The sequence below is a fragment of the Azoarcus sp. Soil_N_20 genome (assembly GCF_057656155.1).
On the sequence record NZ_JBDGKX010000001.1, the window covers coordinates 818,466 to 838,150 of the forward strand.

The window sequence follows — 19,685 nt, forward strand, 5'->3', positions numbered from 1 at the left end:
TCTCGTGCAATGACGGTTTTCGATTATTTTTTTCTCGCCGTGCTCGGCTTGTCGGCGGCGGTGGGGCTGTGGCGCGGGCTGGTGAGCGAGATCATGGCGCTGGTCGCGTGGCTGGCGGCGCTGTTTGCAGCCTGGCGCTACGCGGACGAAGCGGCGGACTTGCTCGCAGGTATGATTGCGGAGCCGGCTTGGCGTCAGATTGCCGGGTTTGCGTTGATTTTCGTTGCCGTGCTGTTGCTGGCCGCGTTTCTGCGTTTCCTGCTGCGCGAGTTGCTGCGGGCGGCCGGGCTGGGGGCCACGGACCGATTTTTCGGGGCGCTGTTCGGCCTTGTGCGTGGTCTGGTGATCAGTTTTGCAGTGGTGTTGATTGGTGGGTTGGTGGGGGTTTCGCGTGAGTCGTGGTGGGCCAGCGCGACGTTCTCGCCGCCGCTGGAAACGGCAGTGATTGCTGCCAAACCGTGGTTGCCGGATGCGGTGGCCGACAGAGTTCGTTTCAGATAGGCAGGGTTTCCATGTGCGGAATTCTTGGGGTGGTCGCGACCTCCCCGGTTAATCAGTTGCTCTACGATGGCCTGCAGGTGCTCCAGCACCGGGGCCAGGACGCGGCAGGCATTGCCACGGCGGAGGGCGGGCGTTTTCACATGCACAAGGGCTCCGGCCTGGTGCGGGATGTTTTCCGCACCCGCAACATGCGCAATCTCGAGGGCAACTGGGGTATCGGCCATGTCCGCTATCCCACCGCGGGCTCTGCCTACAATGCGGCCGAGGCGCAGCCTTTCTATGTCAACTCGCCGTTCGGCCTGCTGCTGGCCCACAACGGCAACCTGACGAACTCGGAAGAACTCAAGCGCGAGATGTTCCTTGCCGACCTGCGTCACATCAACACCAACTCCGATTCGGAGGTGTTGCTCAACGTGCTGGCGCATGAGTTGCAGGCGGCTGCCAACGGTCTCAAGCTCGACGAAGACGCCGTGTTCCGCGCCGTTGCCGGGGTGCATCGTCGCTGCCGTGGTGCCTATGCCGCAGTGGTGATGATTGCCGGCTATGGGCTGCTGGCCTTCCGTGACCCCTATGGGATCCGTCCGCTGGTGATCGGGCGCAATGACGTGGCGGGTGGCACGGAGTGGCTGGTGGCGTCGGAGTCGGTCGCTGTCGACGTGCTCGGCTTCAAGCTGCTGCGTGACGTGGCGCCGGGTGAGGCGGTGCTGGTCGATTTCGAGGGCAACTTCCGCAGCCGTCAGTGTGCCGAAAAGACGGTGCAGGCGCCGTGCATGTTCGAGTTCGTCTATCTCGCGCGGCCGGATTCGATCATCGACGGGGTGTCGGTATACGAGTCGCGGGTCAAGATGGGCGAATACCTTGCCGAGAAAATGAAGCGTACGCTGCCGCATGTGAAAATCGACGTCGTGATCCCGATTCCCGATTCGAGCCGGCCTTCGGCGATGGAGATGGCGCATCGCCTGAACTTGCCCTACCGCGAGGGTTTCGTGAAGAACCGCTACATCGGCCGCACCTTCATCATGCCTGGCCAGGCGACGCGGCGGAAATCCGTGCGCCAGAAGCTCAACACCATTCACCAGGAATTCAAGGGCAAGAACGTGTTGCTGGTCGATGATTCGATCGTGCGCGGCACGACCAGCAAGGAGATCGTCAACATGGCCCGCGAGGCAGGGGCGGCCAAGGTCTATCTGGCCTCCGCCGCGCCCCCGGTGCGCTATGCCAATGTCTATGGCATCGACATGCCGACCCGTGCCGAGCTGATTGCCAGCGATCGTGACGATGCCGAGATCTGTCGTCAGATCGGTGCCGATGGCCTGATCTATCAGGATCTTGACGATCTGAAAGCCTCGGTGCGGGCGTTGAACCCGGCCATTCATTTCTTCGAGACCTCCTGTTTCGACGGCTGCTACGTGACCGGCGACATCACCGCCGAGTACCTCACCGGGGTGGAGAATCAGCGCGGCGAGGAGAAGCCGTCGTCGCGCGAGGACAGCGAGGATGGACAGCTCGATCTCAACCTGATCAGTCATCACGACCAATGAGTGCGGCGCCGGACATGAAGGATTTCGATCTCGACACGCTCGCGGTGCGGGCCGGTACCGCACGCAGCCAGTTCAACGAACACAGCGAGGCGATGTACCTGACCTCCAGCTTCGTGTTCGAGAGCGCGGCGCAGGCGGCAGCGCGTTTCTCCGGCGCGGAGGAAGGCAACGTCTATGCGCGCTTCTCCAATCCGACGGTGACCGCGATGCAGACCCGGCTCGCTGCACTCGAGGGCGCCGAGGCCTGTGTCGCGACCGCATCGGGCATGTCGGCGATCCTGTCGCTGGCGATGGCGGTGATGCAGGCGGGCGACCACGTCGTGGCCTCGAACGGTTTGTTCGGCGCGACCCAGCAGCTGTTCGGCACGATCCTCGCCAAGTTCGGCATCGAGACCAGCTTCGTGGCGGCGACCGATCTCGATGCCTATCGCGCTGCGGTACGGCCGCGGACGAAGCTGTTCTTCATCGAGACGCCGTCCAATCCGCTGACCGAAGTGGTCGATATCGCTGCGGTGGCGGCAATTGCACACGAGGCGGGGGCGATCCTCGCGGTGGACAACTGCTTCTGCAGCCCCGCGCTGCAGCGGCCGCTCGATCTGGGCGCCGACGTCGTCGTCCATTCGGCAACCAAGTATCTGGATGGACAGGGCAGGGTGCTGGGCGGTGCGGTGGCCGGGGCGAAAGTGATCACCGACGAGGTGTTCAAGTTCCTGCGCACCGCGGGCCCGACCCTGTCGCCGTTCAATGCCTGGGTGATCCTGAAGGGACTCGAGACCTTGCGCATCCGCATGGAGGCACAGTCGGCAAGTGCGCTCGAACTGGCACGATGGCTGGAGTCTCAACCCGGCGTGGCGCGGGTGTTCTATCCCGGGCTGCCGTCGCATCCGCAACATGAGCTCGCCATGCGTCAGCAGAAGAGCGGCGGCGCGATCCTGAGTTTCGATGTCGAGGGCGGACGCGAGGCGGCATGGCGGGTGGTGGATGCCACCCGAATGATCTCGATCACCGCCAACCTCGGCGATACCAAGTCCACCATCACCCACCCGGCCACCACCACCCACGGGCGGATCTCGCCCGAGGCCCGTGCGGCCGCAGGCATCGGGGATGGGCTGCTGCGCATTGCAGTGGGTCTGGAGTCGATCGATGACCTGAAGGCGGATCTGGCGCGCGGGCTCTCGGCCTGACGCCCGGCGCCGTGCGGTCGGTGCCATGAGTGCGACGCCGGGTCAGGTCATCCGTGCTACCCGGGAAGGCGTCGAAATTGCGCCCTATGATCCGTCCTGGCCGATGTGTTTCGAAGCCGAGAGCAGGCACTTGCGAAGTCTCCTGCCAGCCGGACTGATCGGCCGGATCGAACATTTCGGCAGCACCGCAGTACCGGGGCTCGCGGCCAAGCCCATCATCGACATGCTGGTCGAAGTGAGTTCGCTGGACGATGTCCGGGAGCGTATCGTGCCCGTCCTCGAGCGTGAGGGCTATGAGTACTTCTGGCGGCCCCGCACCCCGGGCGACGCCGACATCGGCTATGCGTGGTTCATCAAGCGGGATGCGAGCGGGCGCAGGACGCATCACATCCACCTGCTCGACAAGGATTCGCCCGACTGGGAGCGCCTGGCGTTCCGGGACTATCTGATCGCGCATCCCGAAGTTGCCCACGAGTACGCCGACATCAAGCGGCGCAGTGCGGCGGATTTTCCCGGTGACCGACTCGCCTACGCCAACGCGAAGACCCAGTTCATCACCCGCGTGACCGAAGCCGCCAGGATGAAATCCGGGGACGATCGCCCCTGATCAGCGCTTCGCGCCTGAATCCGGGTAGCCGTGCACGGTGAACTCCTCGCCATCGAATCCAAGCCAGACGGCATGATCGTGCCAGTCCGCAAGGACCCGGCGCTCGCAGCTGTGGCCGTCGATCAGATGCCAATGGACGCCCGGGCGGTGGGTGTGGCCGTGGATCAGGGTCGGGTAGCCGTGATCGCGCAACAAGGCTTCGACGGCCGTGCGGTTGACGTCCATGATCGTCATCGTCTTGTCGCGCTTGGCAGCCTCGCTTTGCTTGCGCAGGCTTTCGATGAAGGCTTTGCGTGTCGCCAGCGCTTGGGTGAGGAAGCCGGCTTGCCAGGCAGGGTCGCGGACCTGACGGCGATACGTCTGATAGGCAAGGTCGTCGGTGCACAAGGCATCGCCGTGGCTGAGCAGGACGCGACGTTCGCCCAGTTGGATCAGGGTCGGGTCCGGCAACAGGTGCAGCCCGGCGGCACGGGCAAAACCTGCGCCAGCCAGCAGATCGCGGTTGCCGGTCATGAAATGGACTTGGGTACCGGCTTCGGACAGTGTCCGGAGCGCGGTACAGATGCAACTGTTGAACGACGCGTCGACGTCGTCGTCGCCGGCCCAGTATTCGAACAGGTCGCCGAGGATGAAGAGGCTGCGCGCCTCGCGTGCCGGACCTTCGAGGAAGTCGACGAAGGCCGCGGTCGCCCGCGGCCGATCTTCGGCGAGGTGCAGATCCGAAATGAATACTGCCGGTACCGCCACGTGAATGGTGTCCGGCGCCGCGGACCGTTCGCCGGAAACGGCGAACGAAGCGTCAGACAATCTCGGCGCGCTCGATGATCACGTCTTCCTTGGGTACGTCCTGATGGAAGCCGCTCGAGCCGGTCTTGGTCTTGCGGATCTGGTCCACCACGTCGAGCCCGTCGACGACCTTGCCGAACACGCAATAGCCCCAGCCTTGCAGGTCGGGCGAACGGTAGTTCAGGAAGTCGTTGTCAGCGAGGTTGATGAAGAACTGGGCCGATGCGGAGTGCGGCGCCTGGGTGCGGGCCATGGCGACGGTGCCGCGGTCGTTCTTCAGACCGTTGTCGGCTTCGTTCTTGATCGGATCTCGGGTGGCCTTCTGCTTCATCCCGGGCTCGAAACCGCCGCCCTGGATCATGAAGCCATCAATGACGCGGTGGAAAACCGTGTTGGTGTAGTGGCCCGATTCGACGTAGGCGAGGAAGTTCTCGACCGTGATCGGGGCCTTTTCCGCATCGAGCTCAAGGGTGATGACGCCGAAATTGGTGTGCAGTTTGACTGCCATGCTGTACTCCTGTGAACTTACTTGTTGGGGGCCGGGCCCGCTTCAGCGACCTCGAGCAGGCGTGCCGCCCGGATGATGACCGGTTCGACCGGTACATTCTGATGCATGCCCGAGTTTGCCGTGCGCACCTTGGCGATTTTTTCGACCACCTCCATGCCGCGCACCACCTTGCCGAATACCGCGTAGCCCCATCCGTCGCGCGAGGGATAGTCGAGGAAGGTGTTCGGCGCGAGGTTGATGAAGAACTGCGACGACGCCGAATGGGGGTCGGAGGTTCTGGCCATGGCGAGGGTGCCAGGCAGGTTCTTGAGGCCGTTTCTGGCCTCGTTCTCGATCGGCGGACGGGTCGATTTCTGCTTCATCTGCTCATCGAAGCCGCCGCCCTGGACCATGAAGCCGTCGATCACGCGATGGAACACGGTGTCGTCGTAGTGACCATCCTTCACGTACTGGGTGAAGTTGGCAGCGGACTTCGGGGCCTTGTCTGCGTAGACTTCGACCACGATGTCGCCCTGGCTGGTTTTCAGTTCGACCATCGGGTTGGCGGCAAACGCCGGGAGCGTGAAGCCGATGAGGGCGACCAATGCGAGGACCTGCTTGTTCATGCGTTCTCCGTGGAAAGCTGTGATCGGCCCGCGTGCTGCAGGGGGCGTACGCCGGGGGCAGGTGCGCTTTCAGCACCGTCATGTGGTGGCGCACAGCAGGGGGCGGATTATGCACCGTGCTATACTTTTTGCGACTGTTTCAGGCGGGAAACAAAGGCTGATTCTATCAACAAGCGTCAGGCGCGCAAAATTTCGCGTTGGTACTGCCGCAAGCAGGCGGGCATCGCAGTGGCTCCGATGGGAGCCCGTTTTTTTTTGCGTCGATGCGTGTCGATTCGCGCTCTCCGCAGTATCTGCAATCAACGTTTTTCTCGGTTATCGGTATGCTTACGATCTACAACTCTCTCAAGCGCGGCAAGGAAGTCTTCCATCCCATCGATTCCGGCAAGGTCCGCATGTATGTTTGCGGCATGACGGTGTACGACTACTGTCACCTCGGTCATGCGCGGGTGATGGTGGTGTTCGACATGGTGGCGCGCTGGTTGCGGGCAAGCGGTTACGAGGTGACTTATGTTCGTAACATCACCGATATCGACGACAAGATCATCCGTCGTGCCCAGGACAACGGCGAATCGATCCGTGCGCTGACCGATCGCTTCATCGCGGCGATGCACGAGGATGCCGACGCGCTCGGCGTGCTGCGGCCGGATCACGAGCCGCGCGCAATGGACTACGTTGCCAGCATGCAAAGTCTGATCAGCCGGCTCGAGCACAAGGGGCTCGCCTACGTCGCCGCCAACCGCGACGTGTGTTTCGCGGTGCGCAAGTTCGACGGCTACGGCAAGCTGTCGGGCAAGTCCGTGGACGAACTGCGCGCCGGAGAGCGGGTCGATGTTGTCGGCGACAAGAACGATCCGCTCGACTTCGTCCTGTGGAAACATGCCAAGGCCGAAGAGCCTGCCGAAGCGAAGTGGGAATCGCCGTGGGGAAGCGGCCGTCCGGGCTGGCACATCGAGTGTTCGGCGATGAGTTCCGACCTGCTCGGCGACCATTTCGATATTCATGGCGGCGGTCAGGATCTGCAGTTTCCCCATCACGAGAACGAGATCGCCCAATCCGAGGGTGCGCATGGCCATGCCTTCGTGAACTACTGGATGCACAATGGCTTCGTCCGCGTCGACGACGAAAAGATGTCGAAGTCGCTCGGCAATTTCTTCACCATCCGTGATGTCCTCGGCAAGTACGACCCCGAGGTGGTGCGCTTCTTCATCCTGCGCGCCCATTATCGTAGCCCGCTGAATTATTCGGATGCTCATCTGGACGATGCGCGTCAGGCCCTGAGCCGGTTGTATACCGCACTCAAGGGGGTTCCGGTGAAGGCGGTCGAACCGGACTGGACCAGCGCGCACGCGCAGCGCTTCCGCACCGCGATGGATGATGATTTCAATACCGCGGAGGCGCTGGCGGTGCTGTTCGAACTCGCCAACGAAGTGAACCGCAGCGGATCGATGGAACTGGCGGCACAGCTGCGCGCCCTCGGCAGCGTGCTCGGCCTCCTCGAGCGCGACGCGACCGCCTTCCTGCAGGGCGGCGTGCACGCGGACGACGGGCTCGATGCGGCCGCGATCGAAAGCCTGATCGAAGCGCGCACGGCCGCAAAGAAGGCGAAGGACTTCGCCGAGGCCGACCGGGTGCGCGCCGCGCTGCTCGAAGCCGGCATCGTGCTCGAGGACAGCGCCCAGGGGACGAGCTGGCGTCGCGCCTGATCGGATGGATCCGGTCAACACGGCAGCCCCGGTGTCGGTGCTGCCGTTCGTTTCGGCCGTTCAGCGGCTCAAACTGCCCTTGCCGATCACGGTGAGGTCCACATAGTCCATGCCCGTCCGCCGCTGCGGGTCGAATGCAAGTCGGATGCCGCCTGCATCCCAGTCGCCGAGACTCTCCAGTGCGCTCACCAGCTTCTCGCGCGTCACGTCGCGGCCGCTGCGGCGCAGGGCTTCGCTCAGGCTGCTGGCCGCGAGATAGCCTTCCAGTGCCGCGTAGGAGTAGCGCTGTCCGGCCTTGTCCGCGGCCTGCCGGTAATCCCTTACGAACGGGTAATCGACCTTGAAGGGCGAAGGCATCACCTGGGCGATGACCAGTCCGTGCGCCTGTTCACCCAGTTCGCGGATCAACTGCTTGCCGTTGATGACCGACAGGCCGTAAAGCATCGGCCGGTGGTCGGTCGCCAGCAGCGCACGGATGAAGGCCGGGGAACTGTTGCCGGCGGTGACCAGGATGACCGCCGCGGGATTGCCCGCAACCATCGTGCTCACCGACTGCGCCGCATTGTTGCCATCCGCGGCGATCGGCACCACGATCGGCGGCGGCAGGCCATGTCGCTTCAGCGCGGTGATCGCCGCATCCAGTCCGGCCCGACCGAAGGGATCGGCATGGTGGACCAGCGCAATCGAACTGACGCCGAGATTCGCCAGGTGATCGACGATCTTCCCGATCTCCTGCGAATACGAGGCCCGAATGTGGAAAACCAGTGGATTTGCCGGCACGCGGAGGACGTCCGCGCCGCTGTAGGGGGCAAAGAACGGAACCTTCGCCGCGGTGCTGAGCGGAATCGCCCTCAGGCTGGGGCCGGTGCCGAAGCAGCCGAACAGTGCCAGCACCCGATCCTTGTCGATGAGCTGACGGACATTGGCGGCGGTCAGCTCGGGATTGTAGCCGTCGTCGAGCGTGATCAGCTCGATCTTGCGGCCATTGACACCGCCGCGCGCATTGAGCTGATCGAAATAGAGTGACGCGCCGGACAGGTATTCCTTGTTCAGCTCGGAGAGCGGGCCGCTGAGTGCGCCGGAGTGGCCGAGGGTGATGGTGTCCGCGGACACCCCCTGCTGTGCGAACCCGGTTCCGATTGCACTCAGAGCAACGAAGCTTGCCGCGAGCAGGTGGCGAAGTGCTTGCATTCGGCCTCCAGGCGGGCCTGGAACGGACCCGGGGATTGTGAGCCGACGCCGCTCCGGCTGCGAGACGGCGCCGAAAGTGCATGGTCCGCCATTACGGCGAACACGCTCCTTCGGTATCTTTTCATGTCGGTACGCGATCAGGTTCCAAAGAAATCACGAACTTTGTCCATCCACGACTTCGCCTTCGGATTGTGACGATCGGCGTTGCCGCTGGAGATCGCCTCGAACTCCTGTAGCAGCTCGCGCTGACGGTCGGTCAGGCTCACCGGGGTTTCCACCAGCACATGACACAGCAGGTCGCCATGGGTGTGCGAGCGGACATTCTTGATCCCCTTGCCGCGCAGGCGGAACACCTTTCCGCTCTGGGTTTCGGCCGGGACCTTCAGCCTCGCCATGCCGTCGAGCGTCGGAATCTCGATCTCGCCGCCCAGCGCTGCGGTGGTGAAACTGATCGGCATCTCGCAGTGCAGATCGTCATGTTCGCGTTCGAACACCGAATGCTTGCGGATATGGATCTCGACATAGAGATCACCCGCCGGGCCGCCATTGACGCCCGGTTCGCCGTGACCGCCATGGCGCAGACGCATGCCCTCGTCGATGCCGGCTGGAATCTTCACCTCGAGCGTCTTCTGCTTCTTCACCCGGCCGGCGCCGCCGCAGTCGCGACACGGATCGGGAATGATGCGGCCGCTGCCATGGCATTTCGGACAGGTCTGCTGGATCGAGAAGAAGCCCTGCTGGATGCGGACCTGGCCGGCGCCGCCGCAGGTGGGGCAGGTCTTCGGTTGGGTGCCCGGTTTGGCACCGCTGCCGTGGCAGGTGCCGCATTCCTCGACGGTGGGAATGCGGATGGTCTTGTCTGCACCGCGAGCGGCTTCCTCGAGCGAGATCTCGAGGTTGTAGCGCAGGTCGGCGCCGCGATAGACATTGGAGCGTCCGCCGCGTCCGCCGGCACCACCGAAGATGTCGCCGAAGATGTCGGAGAAGGCATCGCCGAAGCCCTCGAACCCGGGGCCGCCGCCTCCGCCGCCCATCGACGGGTCGACGCCGGCGTGGCCGTAACGGTCGTAGGCCGCTTTCTTCTGCGGGTCGGAGAGTATCTCGTAGGCCTCCTTGGCCTCCTTGAACCTGTCTTCCGAGTCCTTGCTGTCCGGGTTGCGGTCCGGGTGGTGCTTCATCGCGAGCTTGCGGTAGGCCTTCTTGATCTCGTCGTCACCGGCGTCGCGATTCAGGCCGAGTACTTCGTAGTAATCCCGTTTGGACATGATATTTCGCTATTGCTGTGTCATGCAAAGGCCGAGCCGGCCGGAGCAACATGCTCCGGCTGGGGCTCGGCCGTTCGGTTTGCGGTCTGGCGAGACGCTTACTTCTTGTCCTTCACTTCGGTGAACTCCGCGTCGACCACGTCGGCGTCGTCGGTCTTGCCACCTCCGGTCGAGCCGCCTGCAGCCTGGGCCTCGGCCTGGTCCTGCTGGCCATACATGGCTTCGCCGAGCTTCTGGCTGGCCAGCGCGAGCGCCTGACTCTTGGCTTCGATGCTGTCCTTGTCGCCGCTCTTGATCGCCTCTTCGGCATCCTTGAGCGCAGCCTCGATCTTGGCCTTGTCCTCTTCGCCGACCTTGTCGCCGTGCTCGGTCAGTGCCTTCCGGGTCGAATGGATCAGGGCGTCGCACTGGTTACGGGCGTCGACCAGTTCGTGCACCTTCTTGTCCTCTTCGGCGTGCGCGGCGGCGTCCTGCACCATGCGCTCGACTTCGGCGTCCGACAGGCCGGAGTTGGCCTGGATCTTGATCTTGTTTTCCTTGCCGGTGGCCTTGTCCTTGGCCGAAACGTGCAGAATGCCGTTGGCGTCGATGTCGAAGGTGACCTCGATCTGCGGCATGCCGCGCGGTGCGGGCGGAATATCGGACAGGTTGAACTGGCCCAGGCTCTTGTTGCCGGAGGCGATCTCGCGCTCACCCTGCAGCACGTGGATGGTGACCGCGTTCTGGTTGTCGTCGGCGGTGGAGAAGACCTGGCTGGCCTTGGTCGGGATCGTGGTGTTCTTCTGGATCAGCTTGGTCATCACGCCGCCCAGGGTTTCGATGCCGAGCGACAGCGGGGTGACGTCGAGCAGCAGCACGTCCTTGACTTCGCCCTGCAGCACGCCGCCCTGGATCGAGGCGCCGACCGCGACCGCCTCATCGGGGTTCACGTCGCGACGGGCTTCCTTGCCGAAGAACTCCTTCACCTTCTCCTGCACCATGGGCATGCGGGTCTGGCCACCGACGAGGATCACGTCATCGACGTCGGAGACCTTGAGCCCGGCGTCCTTGAGTGCGACGCGGCACGGTGCGATGGTGCGTTCGACCAGGTCTTCGACCAGGGCCTCGAACTTGGCGCGGGTGATCTTGACCGCGAGGTGCTTCGGGCCGTTGGCGTCGGCGGTGATGTAGGGCAGGTTGACTTCGGTCTGGGTGCCGGAGGAGAGCTCGATCTTGGCCTTTTCGGCGGCTTCCTTCAGGCGCTGCAGCGCGAGCACGTCGTTCTTCAGATCGACGCCCTGTTCCTTCTTGAACTCGGTGACGATGTAGTCGATGATGCGCTGGTCGAAGTCTTCACCGCCGAGGAAGGTGTCGCCGTTGGTGGCCAGTACTTCGAACTGGTGCTCGCCGTCGAGGTCGGCGATTTCGATGATGGAGATGTCGAAGGTGCCGCCGCCGAGGTCATAGACCGCGATCTTGGAGTCGCCCGGCTTCTTGTCCATGCCGAAGGCGAGCGCGGCTGCGGTCGGCTCGTTGATGATGCGCTTGACTTCGAGGCCGGCGATGCGGCCGGCGTCCTTGGTGGCCTGGCGCTGGCTGTCGTTGAAGTAGGCCGGCACGGTGATGACCGCTTCGGTGACTTCCTCGCCGAGGTAGTCTTCGGCGGTCTTCTTCATCTTGCGCAGCACTTCGGCGGAGACCTGCGGCGGGGCGATCTTCTTGCCGCGCACTTCGACCCAGGCGTCGCCGTTGTCGGCCTTGGCGATGGTGTAGGGCATCATGGCGATGTCCTTCTGCACTTCCTTTTCTTCGAAGCGACGGCCGATCAGGCGCTTGATGGCGAACAGGGTGTTCTTGGCGTTGGTCACTGCCTGGCGCTTGGCCGGGGCGCCGCACAGGATCTCGCCGTCTTCGGCGTAGGCGACGACAGACGGGGTGGTGCGTGCGCCTTCGGAGTTCTCGATGACCTTCGGCTTGCCGCCTTCCATCACGGAAACGCAGCTATTGGTGGTGCCGAGGTCGATGCCGATGATCTTGCCCATGATATGTCCTTTAAAGTCTCTGATTTCGTTTGCGAACCGGATGACCCGGCTCAGGCTTGTTTCGAATATGGGGGGTGGCGGCCGGGTTTCAAGCCGCGCACCGGCAATTACTGCGCTTTCGGCTTGGCAACCATGACCAGCGCCGGACGAAGCACGCGGTCATTCAGCAAATAGCCCTTCTGCAATACGTTGATCACGGTATTGGGTTCGGCGTCGGACTCGAGCGCGCCGATCGCCTGGTGCTTGTTCGGATCGAACTTCTGTCCGGCCGGGTTTTCCTCGGTCAGATTTGCGCCCTCGAAGGCGGAGGTCAACTGTTTCAAGGTCAGTTCCACGCCTTCACGCAGCTTCTCGACGGTCTGATTCTCGGTGCCGAGGGCTGCCTCCAGGCTGTCCTTGACCGGTAGCATCGCGCCGGCGAACTTCTCGGCGGCGAATTTGGCGGCCTTGGCGATGTCATCCTGGGCGCGACGACGGACGTTCTCGGTTTCGGCCTTGGCGCGCAGCCAGGCATCGTGGTGTTCCTCGGCCTTGAGTTCGGCCTGACGCAGGCTGTCTTCCAGGCTGGGCATCAGGTCGGCGTTGGTGCCGGCTGCCGCATCGGCGCGCGCGGGGATCGGTTGCTGATCCATCTCGATGGCGGGCCGTTGTTCCAGTTCGCCAGCGGATTCCTGGTTCGGCTTCTGTTCCTGCATGGGTGTTCGCTCCCTCTGTGCGTTGATCGACCCACAGCTTGGGGCGTCCGGGCAAATTTCAAGAGGCGGGCGGAATTTTTTTCTCGCCGCTGCGCTTCCGGCATCCGTGCCTGAACAACAAGGCCGCCGGGCAGGGAAGGGGGCGCGCATGGTAACATCGCACGCTTTTGGTTCAAGCGGGTTTTACCGCCTCAGAGCATGACACAGTTCGCCAAAGAAACACTTCCGATCAGCCTCGAGGAGGAGATGCGCCACTCCTATCTCGATTACGCGATGAGCGTGATCGTCGGGCGCGCGCTTCCCGATGCACGCGACGGCCTCAAGCCGGTACACCGGCGCGTGCTGTTCGCGATGCACGAACTCTCCAACGACTGGAATCGGGCCTACAAGAAATCGGCGCGTATCGTCGGCGACGTCATCGGTAAGTACCACCCGCACGGCGACACCGCGGTGTACGACACCATCGTGCGCATGGCGCAGAACTTTTCGCTGCGCTACATGCTGGTCGATGGCCAGGGCAACTTCGGCTCGGTCGATGGCGACAATGCGGCCGCGATGCGTTACACCGAAATCCGCATGGCCCGCATCGGCCACGAACTGCTCGCCGACCTCGACAAGGAAACGGTCGACTTCGGGCCGAACTACGACGGCTCCGAGAAAGAGCCGCTGGTCATGCCAGCGCGGATCCCGAACCTGCTGATCAACGGCTCGAGCGGCATCGCGGTCGGCATGGCGACCAACATTCCGCCGCACAACCTCGGCGAGGTCATCGATGCCTGCCTGAAGCTGCTCGAGGAACCGGAGACCGATATCGAGGCCCTGATCGACATCGTCAAGGCCCCCGATTTTCCCACCGCGGCCCTGATCTACGGTCTGGCCGGCGCGCACGAGGGCTACCGCACCGGCCGCGGCCGCGTGGTCATGCGCGCACGCACCCACTTCGAACCGATCGGCAAGAGCGACCGGCAGGCGATCATCGTCGACGAGCTGCCCTATCAGGTGAACAAGCGCACCCTGCAGGAGCGCATGGCCGAACTGGTCAACGAGAAGAAGATCGAGGGCATCAGCGAGATCCGCGACGAATCCGACAAATCGGGCATGCGCCTGGTGGTCGAACTCAAGCGCGGCGAGATGCCCGAGGTGGTGCTGAACAAGCTGTTCAAGCACACCCAGCTGCAGGACAGTTTCGGCATGAACATGGTGGCGCTGGTCGATGGCCGCCCGCGCCTGCTCAACCTCAAGCAGTTGCTGGTGTGCTTCCTCGAACACCGGCGCGAGGTGATCACCCGGCGCACGGTGTTCGAGCTGCGCAAGGCGCGCGACCGCGGCCATATCCTCGAAGGCCTGGCGGTGGCGCTGTCGAACGTCGACGAGATCATCGCCCTGATCAAGGCCGCACCGACCCCGGCCGATGCCAAGCGCGGCATCATGGAACGCAGCTGGCGCTCGCCGCTGGTCGAGGAGATGCTGTCGCGCGCGCTGGCCGACAGCTATCGCCCCGACGGGCTCGATCCCGAGTTCGGCCTGTCTGCACAGGGCTATCGGCTGTCCGAAGCACAGGCCCAGGCCATTCTGGAGCTGCGCCTGCAGCGCCTGACCGGCCTCGAGCAGGACAAGATCGTCACCGAATACCGGGAGGTGATGGACCTCATCACCGACCTGCTCGACATCCTGGCGCGGCCGGAGCGCATCACCGCGATCATCGTCGCCGAGCTCACCGCGATCCGCACCCAGTTTGGCGACCCGCGGCGTTCCGAAGTGGTGATGAATACCTCCGAGATCAACATCGAGGATCTGATCACGCCGGAAGACATGGTCGTGACCCTGTCGCATACCGGCTACTTCAAGCGTCAGCCGCTCGCCGACTACCGCGCCCAGCGCCGTGGCGGGCGGGGCAAGCAGGCGACCTCGATGAAGGACGAGGATTTCATCGACCACCTGTTCGTTGCCAACACCCACGACACCATGCTGTGCTTCTCCAGCCGTGGTCGCTGCTACTGGCTGAAGGTGTACGAGGTGCCCGAAGGCACGCGCAACTCGCGCGGCAAGCCGATCGTGAACCTGTTCCCGCTGATCGAAGGTGAGAAAATCACCGCGGTGCTGCCGGTGCAAGCCTTCGACGAAGATCACTTCGTGTTCATGGCGACCTCCGAGGGCACGGTCAAGAAGACCCCACTCACCGCGTTCGCAAATCCGCGCAAGGCCGGCATCATCGCGGTCAGCCTGGACGACGGCGATCACCTGATCGGGGTCGAGATCACCGACGGCGCCTGCGATGTGATGCTGTTCTCCGACGCCGGCAAGGCGGTGCGCTTTGCCGAGGGCGACGTGCGCCCGATGGGGCGCGAAGCGCGCGGCGTGCGCGGCATGATGCTCGAGGACGGTCAGCGCGTGATCGCGATGCTGGTCGCGAAGGGCGAGACCCAGTCCGTTCTCACCGCCACCGAGAATGGCTACGGCAAGCGTACGCCGGTGGCTGAATACACCCGCCACGGGCGCGGCACCAAGGGCATGATCGCGATCCAGACTTCGGATCGCAACGGCAAACTGGTCGGTGCGGTACTGGTCGACCCGAGCGACGAGGTGATGCTCATTTCCACCGGTGCGGTGCTGATCCGCACCAGGGTGCAGGACATCCGCGAGCTCGGCCGTGCCACCCAGGGCGTGACCCTGATCAACCTCGACGAAGGCACCTGGCTGGCGGGGATCGAGAAGGTGGCCGAGTCCGAGGTCGACGACATGGAATTCGGCGAGGAGGGCGGTGTCGGAATCGACGCTGCGGCCGCCACCGGCGAGGCGACCGGCAGCGCGGGTGAAGCGCCGGCTGAAGGTAATGGTGACGAGGGAAGCGAAGCATGAGTCGGGTGTGGAACTTCAGCGCCGGTCCGGCCGCGCTGCCTGAGGAAGTCCTGAATCAGGCGGCGGCCGAGATGCTCGACTGGCATGGCGCCGGCATGGGTGTGATGGAGATGAGCCATCGCGGCAAGGAATTCACCGCGATCGCCGAGGCCGCGGAAGCCGATCTGCGCGAGTTGCTCGCGGTACCGTCGAACTACCGCATCCTGTTCATGCAGGGTGGAGCGATTGCCGAGAACGCGATCATTCCGCTGAACCTGCTCGGCGACAAGCGCACGGCCGATTACGTGGTCACGGGAGTGTGGACGGCCAAGTCGCAGAACGAAGCGCGGCGCTATTGCGCGGTCAATATCGCGGCCAGCTCGGAAGCGAGCGGCTACACCACGGTCCCGCCGCTGGACGCGTGGCAGCTGTCGGCTGACCCGGCCTATGTGTTCACGTGCACCAACGAGACCATCGGCGGGGTCGAGTACCCGTTCGAGCCGGATCTGACGACGATCGGCCGCGGCGAAGTGCCGGTGGTGGCGGATGTCTCCTCGCACATCCTGTCGCGGGCGATGGATGTATCGAAGTACGGTCTGCTGTTCGGCGGCGCGCAGAAGAACATCGGTCCGGCGGGCCTGACCATCGTCATCGTGCGCGAGGACCTGCTCGGCCGTGCGTTGCCGCACTGTCCGTCGGCCTTCGACTACAAGACCGTGGCCGACAACGGCTCGATGTACAACACGCCGCCGACCTACGGCATCTACATCGCCGGCCTGGTGTTCCAGTGGCTCAAGCGCGAGGGCGGCATCGCCGCGATCGAGGCCCGGAACATCGCCAAGGCGAAGCTGCTCTACGATTACCTCGATGGCAGCGATTTCTACGAGAACCGGGTCGATCCCGCGTGCCGCTCGCGGATGAACGTTCCGTTCTTTCTCAGGGACGAAGCCCTCAACGAAGCCTTTCTCGCCGAGTCGAAGGCGGCGGGACTGGTTCAGTTGAAGGGACACAAGTCGGTCGGCGGTATGCGTGCGTCGATCTACAACGCGATCCCGCTTGCCGGGGTGCAGGCACTGGTGGACTTCATGCGCGATTTTGCCGCGCGCAGGGCCTGAACGGACAGGTCGACAACCGAAACCGGGAATTGAGCATGAGCGACGAACTGCTGAACCTGCGTAACCAGATCGACCACCTCGACGAGGAGATCCTCACCCGCCTGTCCGAGCGCGCCCGCTGCGCCCAGCGCGTGGGCGAGATCAAGCACGGCAACATCTATCGACCGGAGCGCGAGGCCCAGGTCCTGCGCCGGCTGGCCGACGTGAACCCCGGTCCGCTGCCGGGGGAGGCGGTGCAGAAGATCTTCCGCGAGATCATGTCGGCCTGTCTGGCACTCGAGCAGCCTCTCAAGGTGGCGTATCTCGGCCCGGCTGGCACTTTTTCGGAAAGTGCCAGCCGCAAGCATTTCGGCTCGGCGCCGAACTTCCTGCCCACGGCATCGATCGACGATGTGTTCCGTGCGGTCGAATCGGGCAACGCCGACTACGGTGTGGTGCCGGTCGAGAATTCCACCGAGGGCGCAGTCGGCGGCACGCTCGACCTGTTGCTGGCCAACCCGCTCAAGGTGTGTGGCGAAGTGAAGTTGCGCATTCATCAGCACCTGCTGTCGCGGTCGGACGGGATCGGTGGTGCCAAGCGCCTGTATTCGCATGCGCAGTCGCTGGCGCAGTGCCATGAGTGGTTGAACCGCAATCTGGCCAGCCTGCCGCGGGTGCCGGTCGCGAGCAATGCGGAGGCCGCGCGGATGGCCGCCGAGGATCCCGAGTCGTGCGCGATCGCCGGTGAAGCGGCTGCCGAGCTCTACGGCCTGAACACGCTGGCGTCGAACATCGAGGACGACCCCAATAACTCGACCCGCTTCCTGGTGATCGCGCGCCATGCGGCCGGCGCCTCGGGCAAGGACAAAACCTCGCTGGTATGCTCGGCACCGAATCGGCCGGGAGCGATGCACGCCCTGCTCGAACCGCTTGCCCGTCACGGCGTCGACATGACCAAGCTACAGTCGCGGCCCGCCCGCGGCGGACTGTGGGAATACGTGTTCTATGTCGATATCGAAGGCCATCAGTCCGATCCCGCAGTGGCGGCCGCGCTGAAGGAACTCGGCGAGCGTGCCGCTTTCGTCAAGGTGCTGGGGTCCTACCCGGTCGCCGCGATCTGAACGTGCAGGAGACAATCATGAGTGTTGCAGGCCTGGCCCCCGAGTACATTCGTTCGATCATGCCCTATCAGCCGGGCAAGCCGATTTCCGAGCTGGCACGCGAGATGGGGCTTCCCGAGGCGAGCATCGTCAAGCTCGCGTCCAACGAGAATCCGCTCGGCATGGGCGCGCGCGCGCGCGAGGCGGTCATCGGCACGCTGACCGATATTGCGCGCTACCCCGACGGCAACGCGTTTGCACTGAAAGCGGCGATCAGTCGCAAGTTCGGGGTTAGCCCCGCGCAACTGGTCATCGGCAATGGTTCAAACGATGTCCTCGAGCTGGCGGCGCGGGCTTTTCTCGCGCCCGGTCTTTCGGCAGTGTTCTCGCGCCACGCCTTTGCCGTCTATCCGCTGGCGACCAATGCAGTGGGCGCGAAGTCCATCGAAGTGGCGGCAAGGCAGTTCGGGCACGACCTCGACGCGATGGCAGCGGCAATCACGCCGGATACGCGCGTCGTGTTCATCGCCAACCCCAACAACCCGACCGGGACCTTTGTGCCCGGCGTCGAGATCGAGGCCTTTCTCGAGCGGGTGTCGAGCGACGTGCTGGTCGTGCTCGACGAGGCCTACACCGAATACCTGGCGCCGGAGCAGCGCTACGACTCGATCGCCTGGCTGTCCCGGTTTCCCAATCTGCTGGTGTCGCGTACATTCTCCAAGGCCTATGGTCTGGCGGGGCTGCGCGTCGGTTACGGGATCGCACATCCGGATGTGGCGGATCTGATGAACCGGGTGCGTCAGCCGTTCAATGTGTCGAGCATCGCGCTCGCGGCGGCCGAAGCCGCGCTCGCCGACGAGGAGTTTCTGGCGCATAGCGCGGAGCTCAACCGACGCGGCATGACGCAGATTACCGCTGCGCTGACCGAGCTCGGGCTGGAATGGATTCCGTCTGCGGGCAACTTCGTTACCTTCAAGGTCGGCGACGCCGCCGCCGTCAATCTCGGCCTGCTCCGGCAGGGCGTGATCGTGCGCCCGATCGCGGGCTATGGCATGCCGGAGTGGTTGCGGGTATCGATTGGTCTGCCGGAGGAGAACGCGCGGTTCATCGAGGCCTTGCGCCTGGTGCTGGCTTGAGCGCGGGGGCGTCGGCATGGCCCTGATCGGCAAGCTGGTGGTGTGCGGTGTCGGCCTGATCGGCGGGTCGTTTGCGCTCGCCTTGCGCCAGGCGGGCGTGGTGGGGCGGATCGTCGGCATTGGTCGTACCGTGTCGGCGCTCGAGCGGGCCAGGGCGTTAGGGGTCATCGACGAAGTGGGATCGGACTGGGCCGCTGCACTCGACGGCGCCGATCTGGTGTTGCTTGCGGCGCCGGTCGGACAGCTCGAGAGCATCATGGCGGCGATGGCCCCCCATCTGCGCCAGGGAACCGTCGTCACTGATGCCGGCAGTACCAAGCGCGACGTGATCGAAGCGGCCTATCGACACCTCGACGCGCACCTGTCGCACGTGGTTCCCGCCCATCCGATCGCCGGCGCCGAGAAAAGCGGCGTCGAGGCGGCTTTTCCGGAGCTCTATCGCGAACGCAAGGTGGTTCTGACGCCCTTGCCCGAGAACGACCCCGCCGCGGTCGAACTGGTGCGGGCCGCGTGGACCGCATGCGGTGCGACCGTGGTCGATATGGCGCCGCAGGACCACGACCGGGTCTTCGCCGCGGTCAGCCACCTGCCACATCTGCTTGCGTTCGGGCTGGTCCATGACCTTGCCGGGCGCGCCAATGCCGAGCTGCTGTTTTCCCATGCGGCGAGCGGCTTTCGCGACTTCACCCGGATCGCCGGCAGCCATCCCGAGATGTGGCGGGACATCTGCATTGCCAACCGGCAGGCATTGCTGGGCGAGCTGGATCAGTATCTGGCGGAGCTGGCCTACCTGCGTGCGGTGCTGATGGCCGGTGACGGCAAGCGCCTCGAGCAGCTGTTCGACGAGGCGCGGTGCGCGCGCAATGCCTGGGCCGAGCAGTTCGTACCGACCTCCACTGCTGAGTGA

Annotated in this window: 17 protein-coding genes; 10 read left to right on the top strand and 7 right to left on the bottom strand. The window is 64.2% G+C overall.

The window, feature by feature from the left end:
- Positions 1-9: 9 nt before the first annotated feature.
- From AC3A35_RS03895 to AC3A35_RS03910, 4 genes are read left to right on the top strand one after another with little or no spacing between them, the layout of a single operon-like run.
- On the top strand, positions 10-501 hold the full coding sequence (locus AC3A35_RS03895) for a CvpA family protein (protein ID WP_487434570.1): 492 nt from the start codon (positions 10-12) through the stop codon (positions 499-501).
- Between the two features lie 11 nt (positions 502-512).
- Positions 513-2,042 (top strand): amidophosphoribosyltransferase, encoded by a 1,530-nt coding sequence (purF, locus tag AC3A35_RS03900; RefSeq protein ID WP_487434571.1) that lies wholly within the window; start codon positions 513-515, stop codon positions 2,040-2,042.
- Positions 2,043-2,056: 14 nt separating this feature from the next.
- Positions 2,057-3,226 (top strand): O-succinylhomoserine sulfhydrylase, encoded by a 1,170-nt coding sequence (locus AC3A35_RS03905; protein WP_487434572.1) that lies wholly within the window; start codon positions 2,057-2,059, stop codon positions 3,224-3,226.
- Positions 3,227-3,251: 25 nt separating this feature from the next.
- The gene (locus tag AC3A35_RS03910) at positions 3,252-3,833 is read left to right on the top strand and encodes a GrpB family protein (RefSeq protein WP_487434573.1); all 582 of its coding nucleotides are present in this window, start codon (positions 3,252-3,254) and stop codon (positions 3,831-3,833) included.
- Here the strand turns inward: AC3A35_RS03910 and AC3A35_RS03915 are convergent, their stop codons facing one another.
- Genes AC3A35_RS03915 through AC3A35_RS03925 form a run of 3 tightly spaced genes read right to left on the bottom strand, consistent with a single transcriptional unit; the run spans position 3,834 to position 5,732 of the window.
- A complete protein-coding gene (locus AC3A35_RS03915) occupies positions 3,834-4,640 on the bottom strand; it encodes a UDP-2,3-diacylglucosamine diphosphatase (protein ID WP_487434574.1) in 807 nt (268 codons plus the stop codon).
- On the bottom strand, positions 4,633-5,127 hold the full coding sequence (locus AC3A35_RS03920; protein ID WP_487434575.1) for a peptidylprolyl isomerase: 495 nt from the start codon (positions 5,125-5,127) through the stop codon (positions 4,633-4,635). Before AC3A35_RS03920 ends, AC3A35_RS03915 begins: the two co-directional genes overlap by 8 nt.
- A 17-nt stretch (positions 5,128-5,144) precedes the next feature.
- The gene (locus AC3A35_RS03925) at positions 5,145-5,732 is read right to left on the bottom strand and encodes a peptidylprolyl isomerase (protein ID WP_487434576.1); all 588 of its coding nucleotides are present in this window, start codon (positions 5,730-5,732) and stop codon (positions 5,145-5,147) included.
- A gap of 323 nt (positions 5,733-6,055) precedes the next feature.
- Here AC3A35_RS03925 and cysS point away from each other — a divergent pair, with 323 nt between their 5' ends.
- A complete protein-coding gene (gene cysS, locus AC3A35_RS03930) occupies positions 6,056-7,438 on the top strand; it encodes a cysteine--tRNA ligase (RefSeq protein ID WP_487434577.1) in 1,383 nt (460 codons plus the stop codon).
- A gap of 60 nt (positions 7,439-7,498) precedes the next feature.
- Here cysS and AC3A35_RS03935 read toward each other — a convergent pair whose 3' ends face one another.
- The 4 genes from AC3A35_RS03935 to grpE form a co-directional block, all read right to left on the bottom strand.
- The gene (locus AC3A35_RS03935; protein ID WP_487434578.1) at positions 7,499-8,629 is read right to left on the bottom strand and encodes an ABC transporter substrate-binding protein; all 1,131 of its coding nucleotides are present in this window, start codon (positions 8,627-8,629) and stop codon (positions 7,499-7,501) included.
- A gap of 137 nt (positions 8,630-8,766) precedes the next feature.
- The gene (dnaJ, locus tag AC3A35_RS03940; protein WP_487434579.1) at positions 8,767-9,894 is read right to left on the bottom strand and encodes a molecular chaperone DnaJ; all 1,128 of its coding nucleotides are present in this window, start codon (positions 9,892-9,894) and stop codon (positions 8,767-8,769) included.
- 98 nt (positions 9,895-9,992) lie between these two features.
- Positions 9,993-11,915, bottom strand: coding sequence for a molecular chaperone DnaK (dnaK, locus tag AC3A35_RS03945; RefSeq protein ID WP_487434580.1), 1,923 nt, complete (start codon positions 11,913-11,915; stop codon positions 9,993-9,995).
- Between the two features lie 107 nt (positions 11,916-12,022).
- Positions 12,023-12,610, bottom strand: coding sequence for a nucleotide exchange factor GrpE (grpE, locus tag AC3A35_RS03950; protein ID WP_487434724.1), 588 nt, complete (start codon positions 12,608-12,610; stop codon positions 12,023-12,025).
- 198 nt (positions 12,611-12,808) lie between these two features.
- On the opposite strand from grpE, the gene gyrA reads away from it, so the two are divergent.
- Genes gyrA through AC3A35_RS03975 form a run of 5 tightly spaced genes read left to right on the top strand, consistent with a single transcriptional unit; the run spans position 12,809 to position 19,685 of the window.
- Positions 12,809-15,469: a DNA gyrase subunit A gene (gyrA, locus tag AC3A35_RS03955; protein ID WP_487434581.1), complete on the top strand. Its 2,661-nt coding sequence runs from the start codon at positions 12,809-12,811 to the stop codon at positions 15,467-15,469.
- On the top strand, positions 15,466-16,563 hold the full coding sequence (gene serC, locus AC3A35_RS03960) for a 3-phosphoserine/phosphohydroxythreonine transaminase (RefSeq protein ID WP_487434582.1): 1,098 nt from the start codon (positions 15,466-15,468) through the stop codon (positions 16,561-16,563). The genes gyrA and serC overlap by 4 nt, the downstream gene beginning before the upstream one ends.
- A 35-nt stretch (positions 16,564-16,598) precedes the next feature.
- Positions 16,599-17,663, top strand: coding sequence for a prephenate dehydratase (pheA, locus tag AC3A35_RS03965; RefSeq protein WP_487434583.1), 1,065 nt, complete (start codon positions 16,599-16,601; stop codon positions 17,661-17,663).
- Positions 17,664-17,680: 17 nt separating this feature from the next.
- Complete coding sequence (gene hisC, locus AC3A35_RS03970) at positions 17,681-18,778, top strand: histidinol-phosphate transaminase (RefSeq protein WP_487434584.1); 1,098 nt, start codon at positions 17,681-17,683, stop codon at positions 18,776-18,778.
- Between the two features lie 16 nt (positions 18,779-18,794).
- A complete protein-coding gene (locus AC3A35_RS03975) occupies positions 18,795-19,685 on the top strand; it encodes a prephenate dehydrogenase (protein WP_487434585.1) in 891 nt (296 codons plus the stop codon).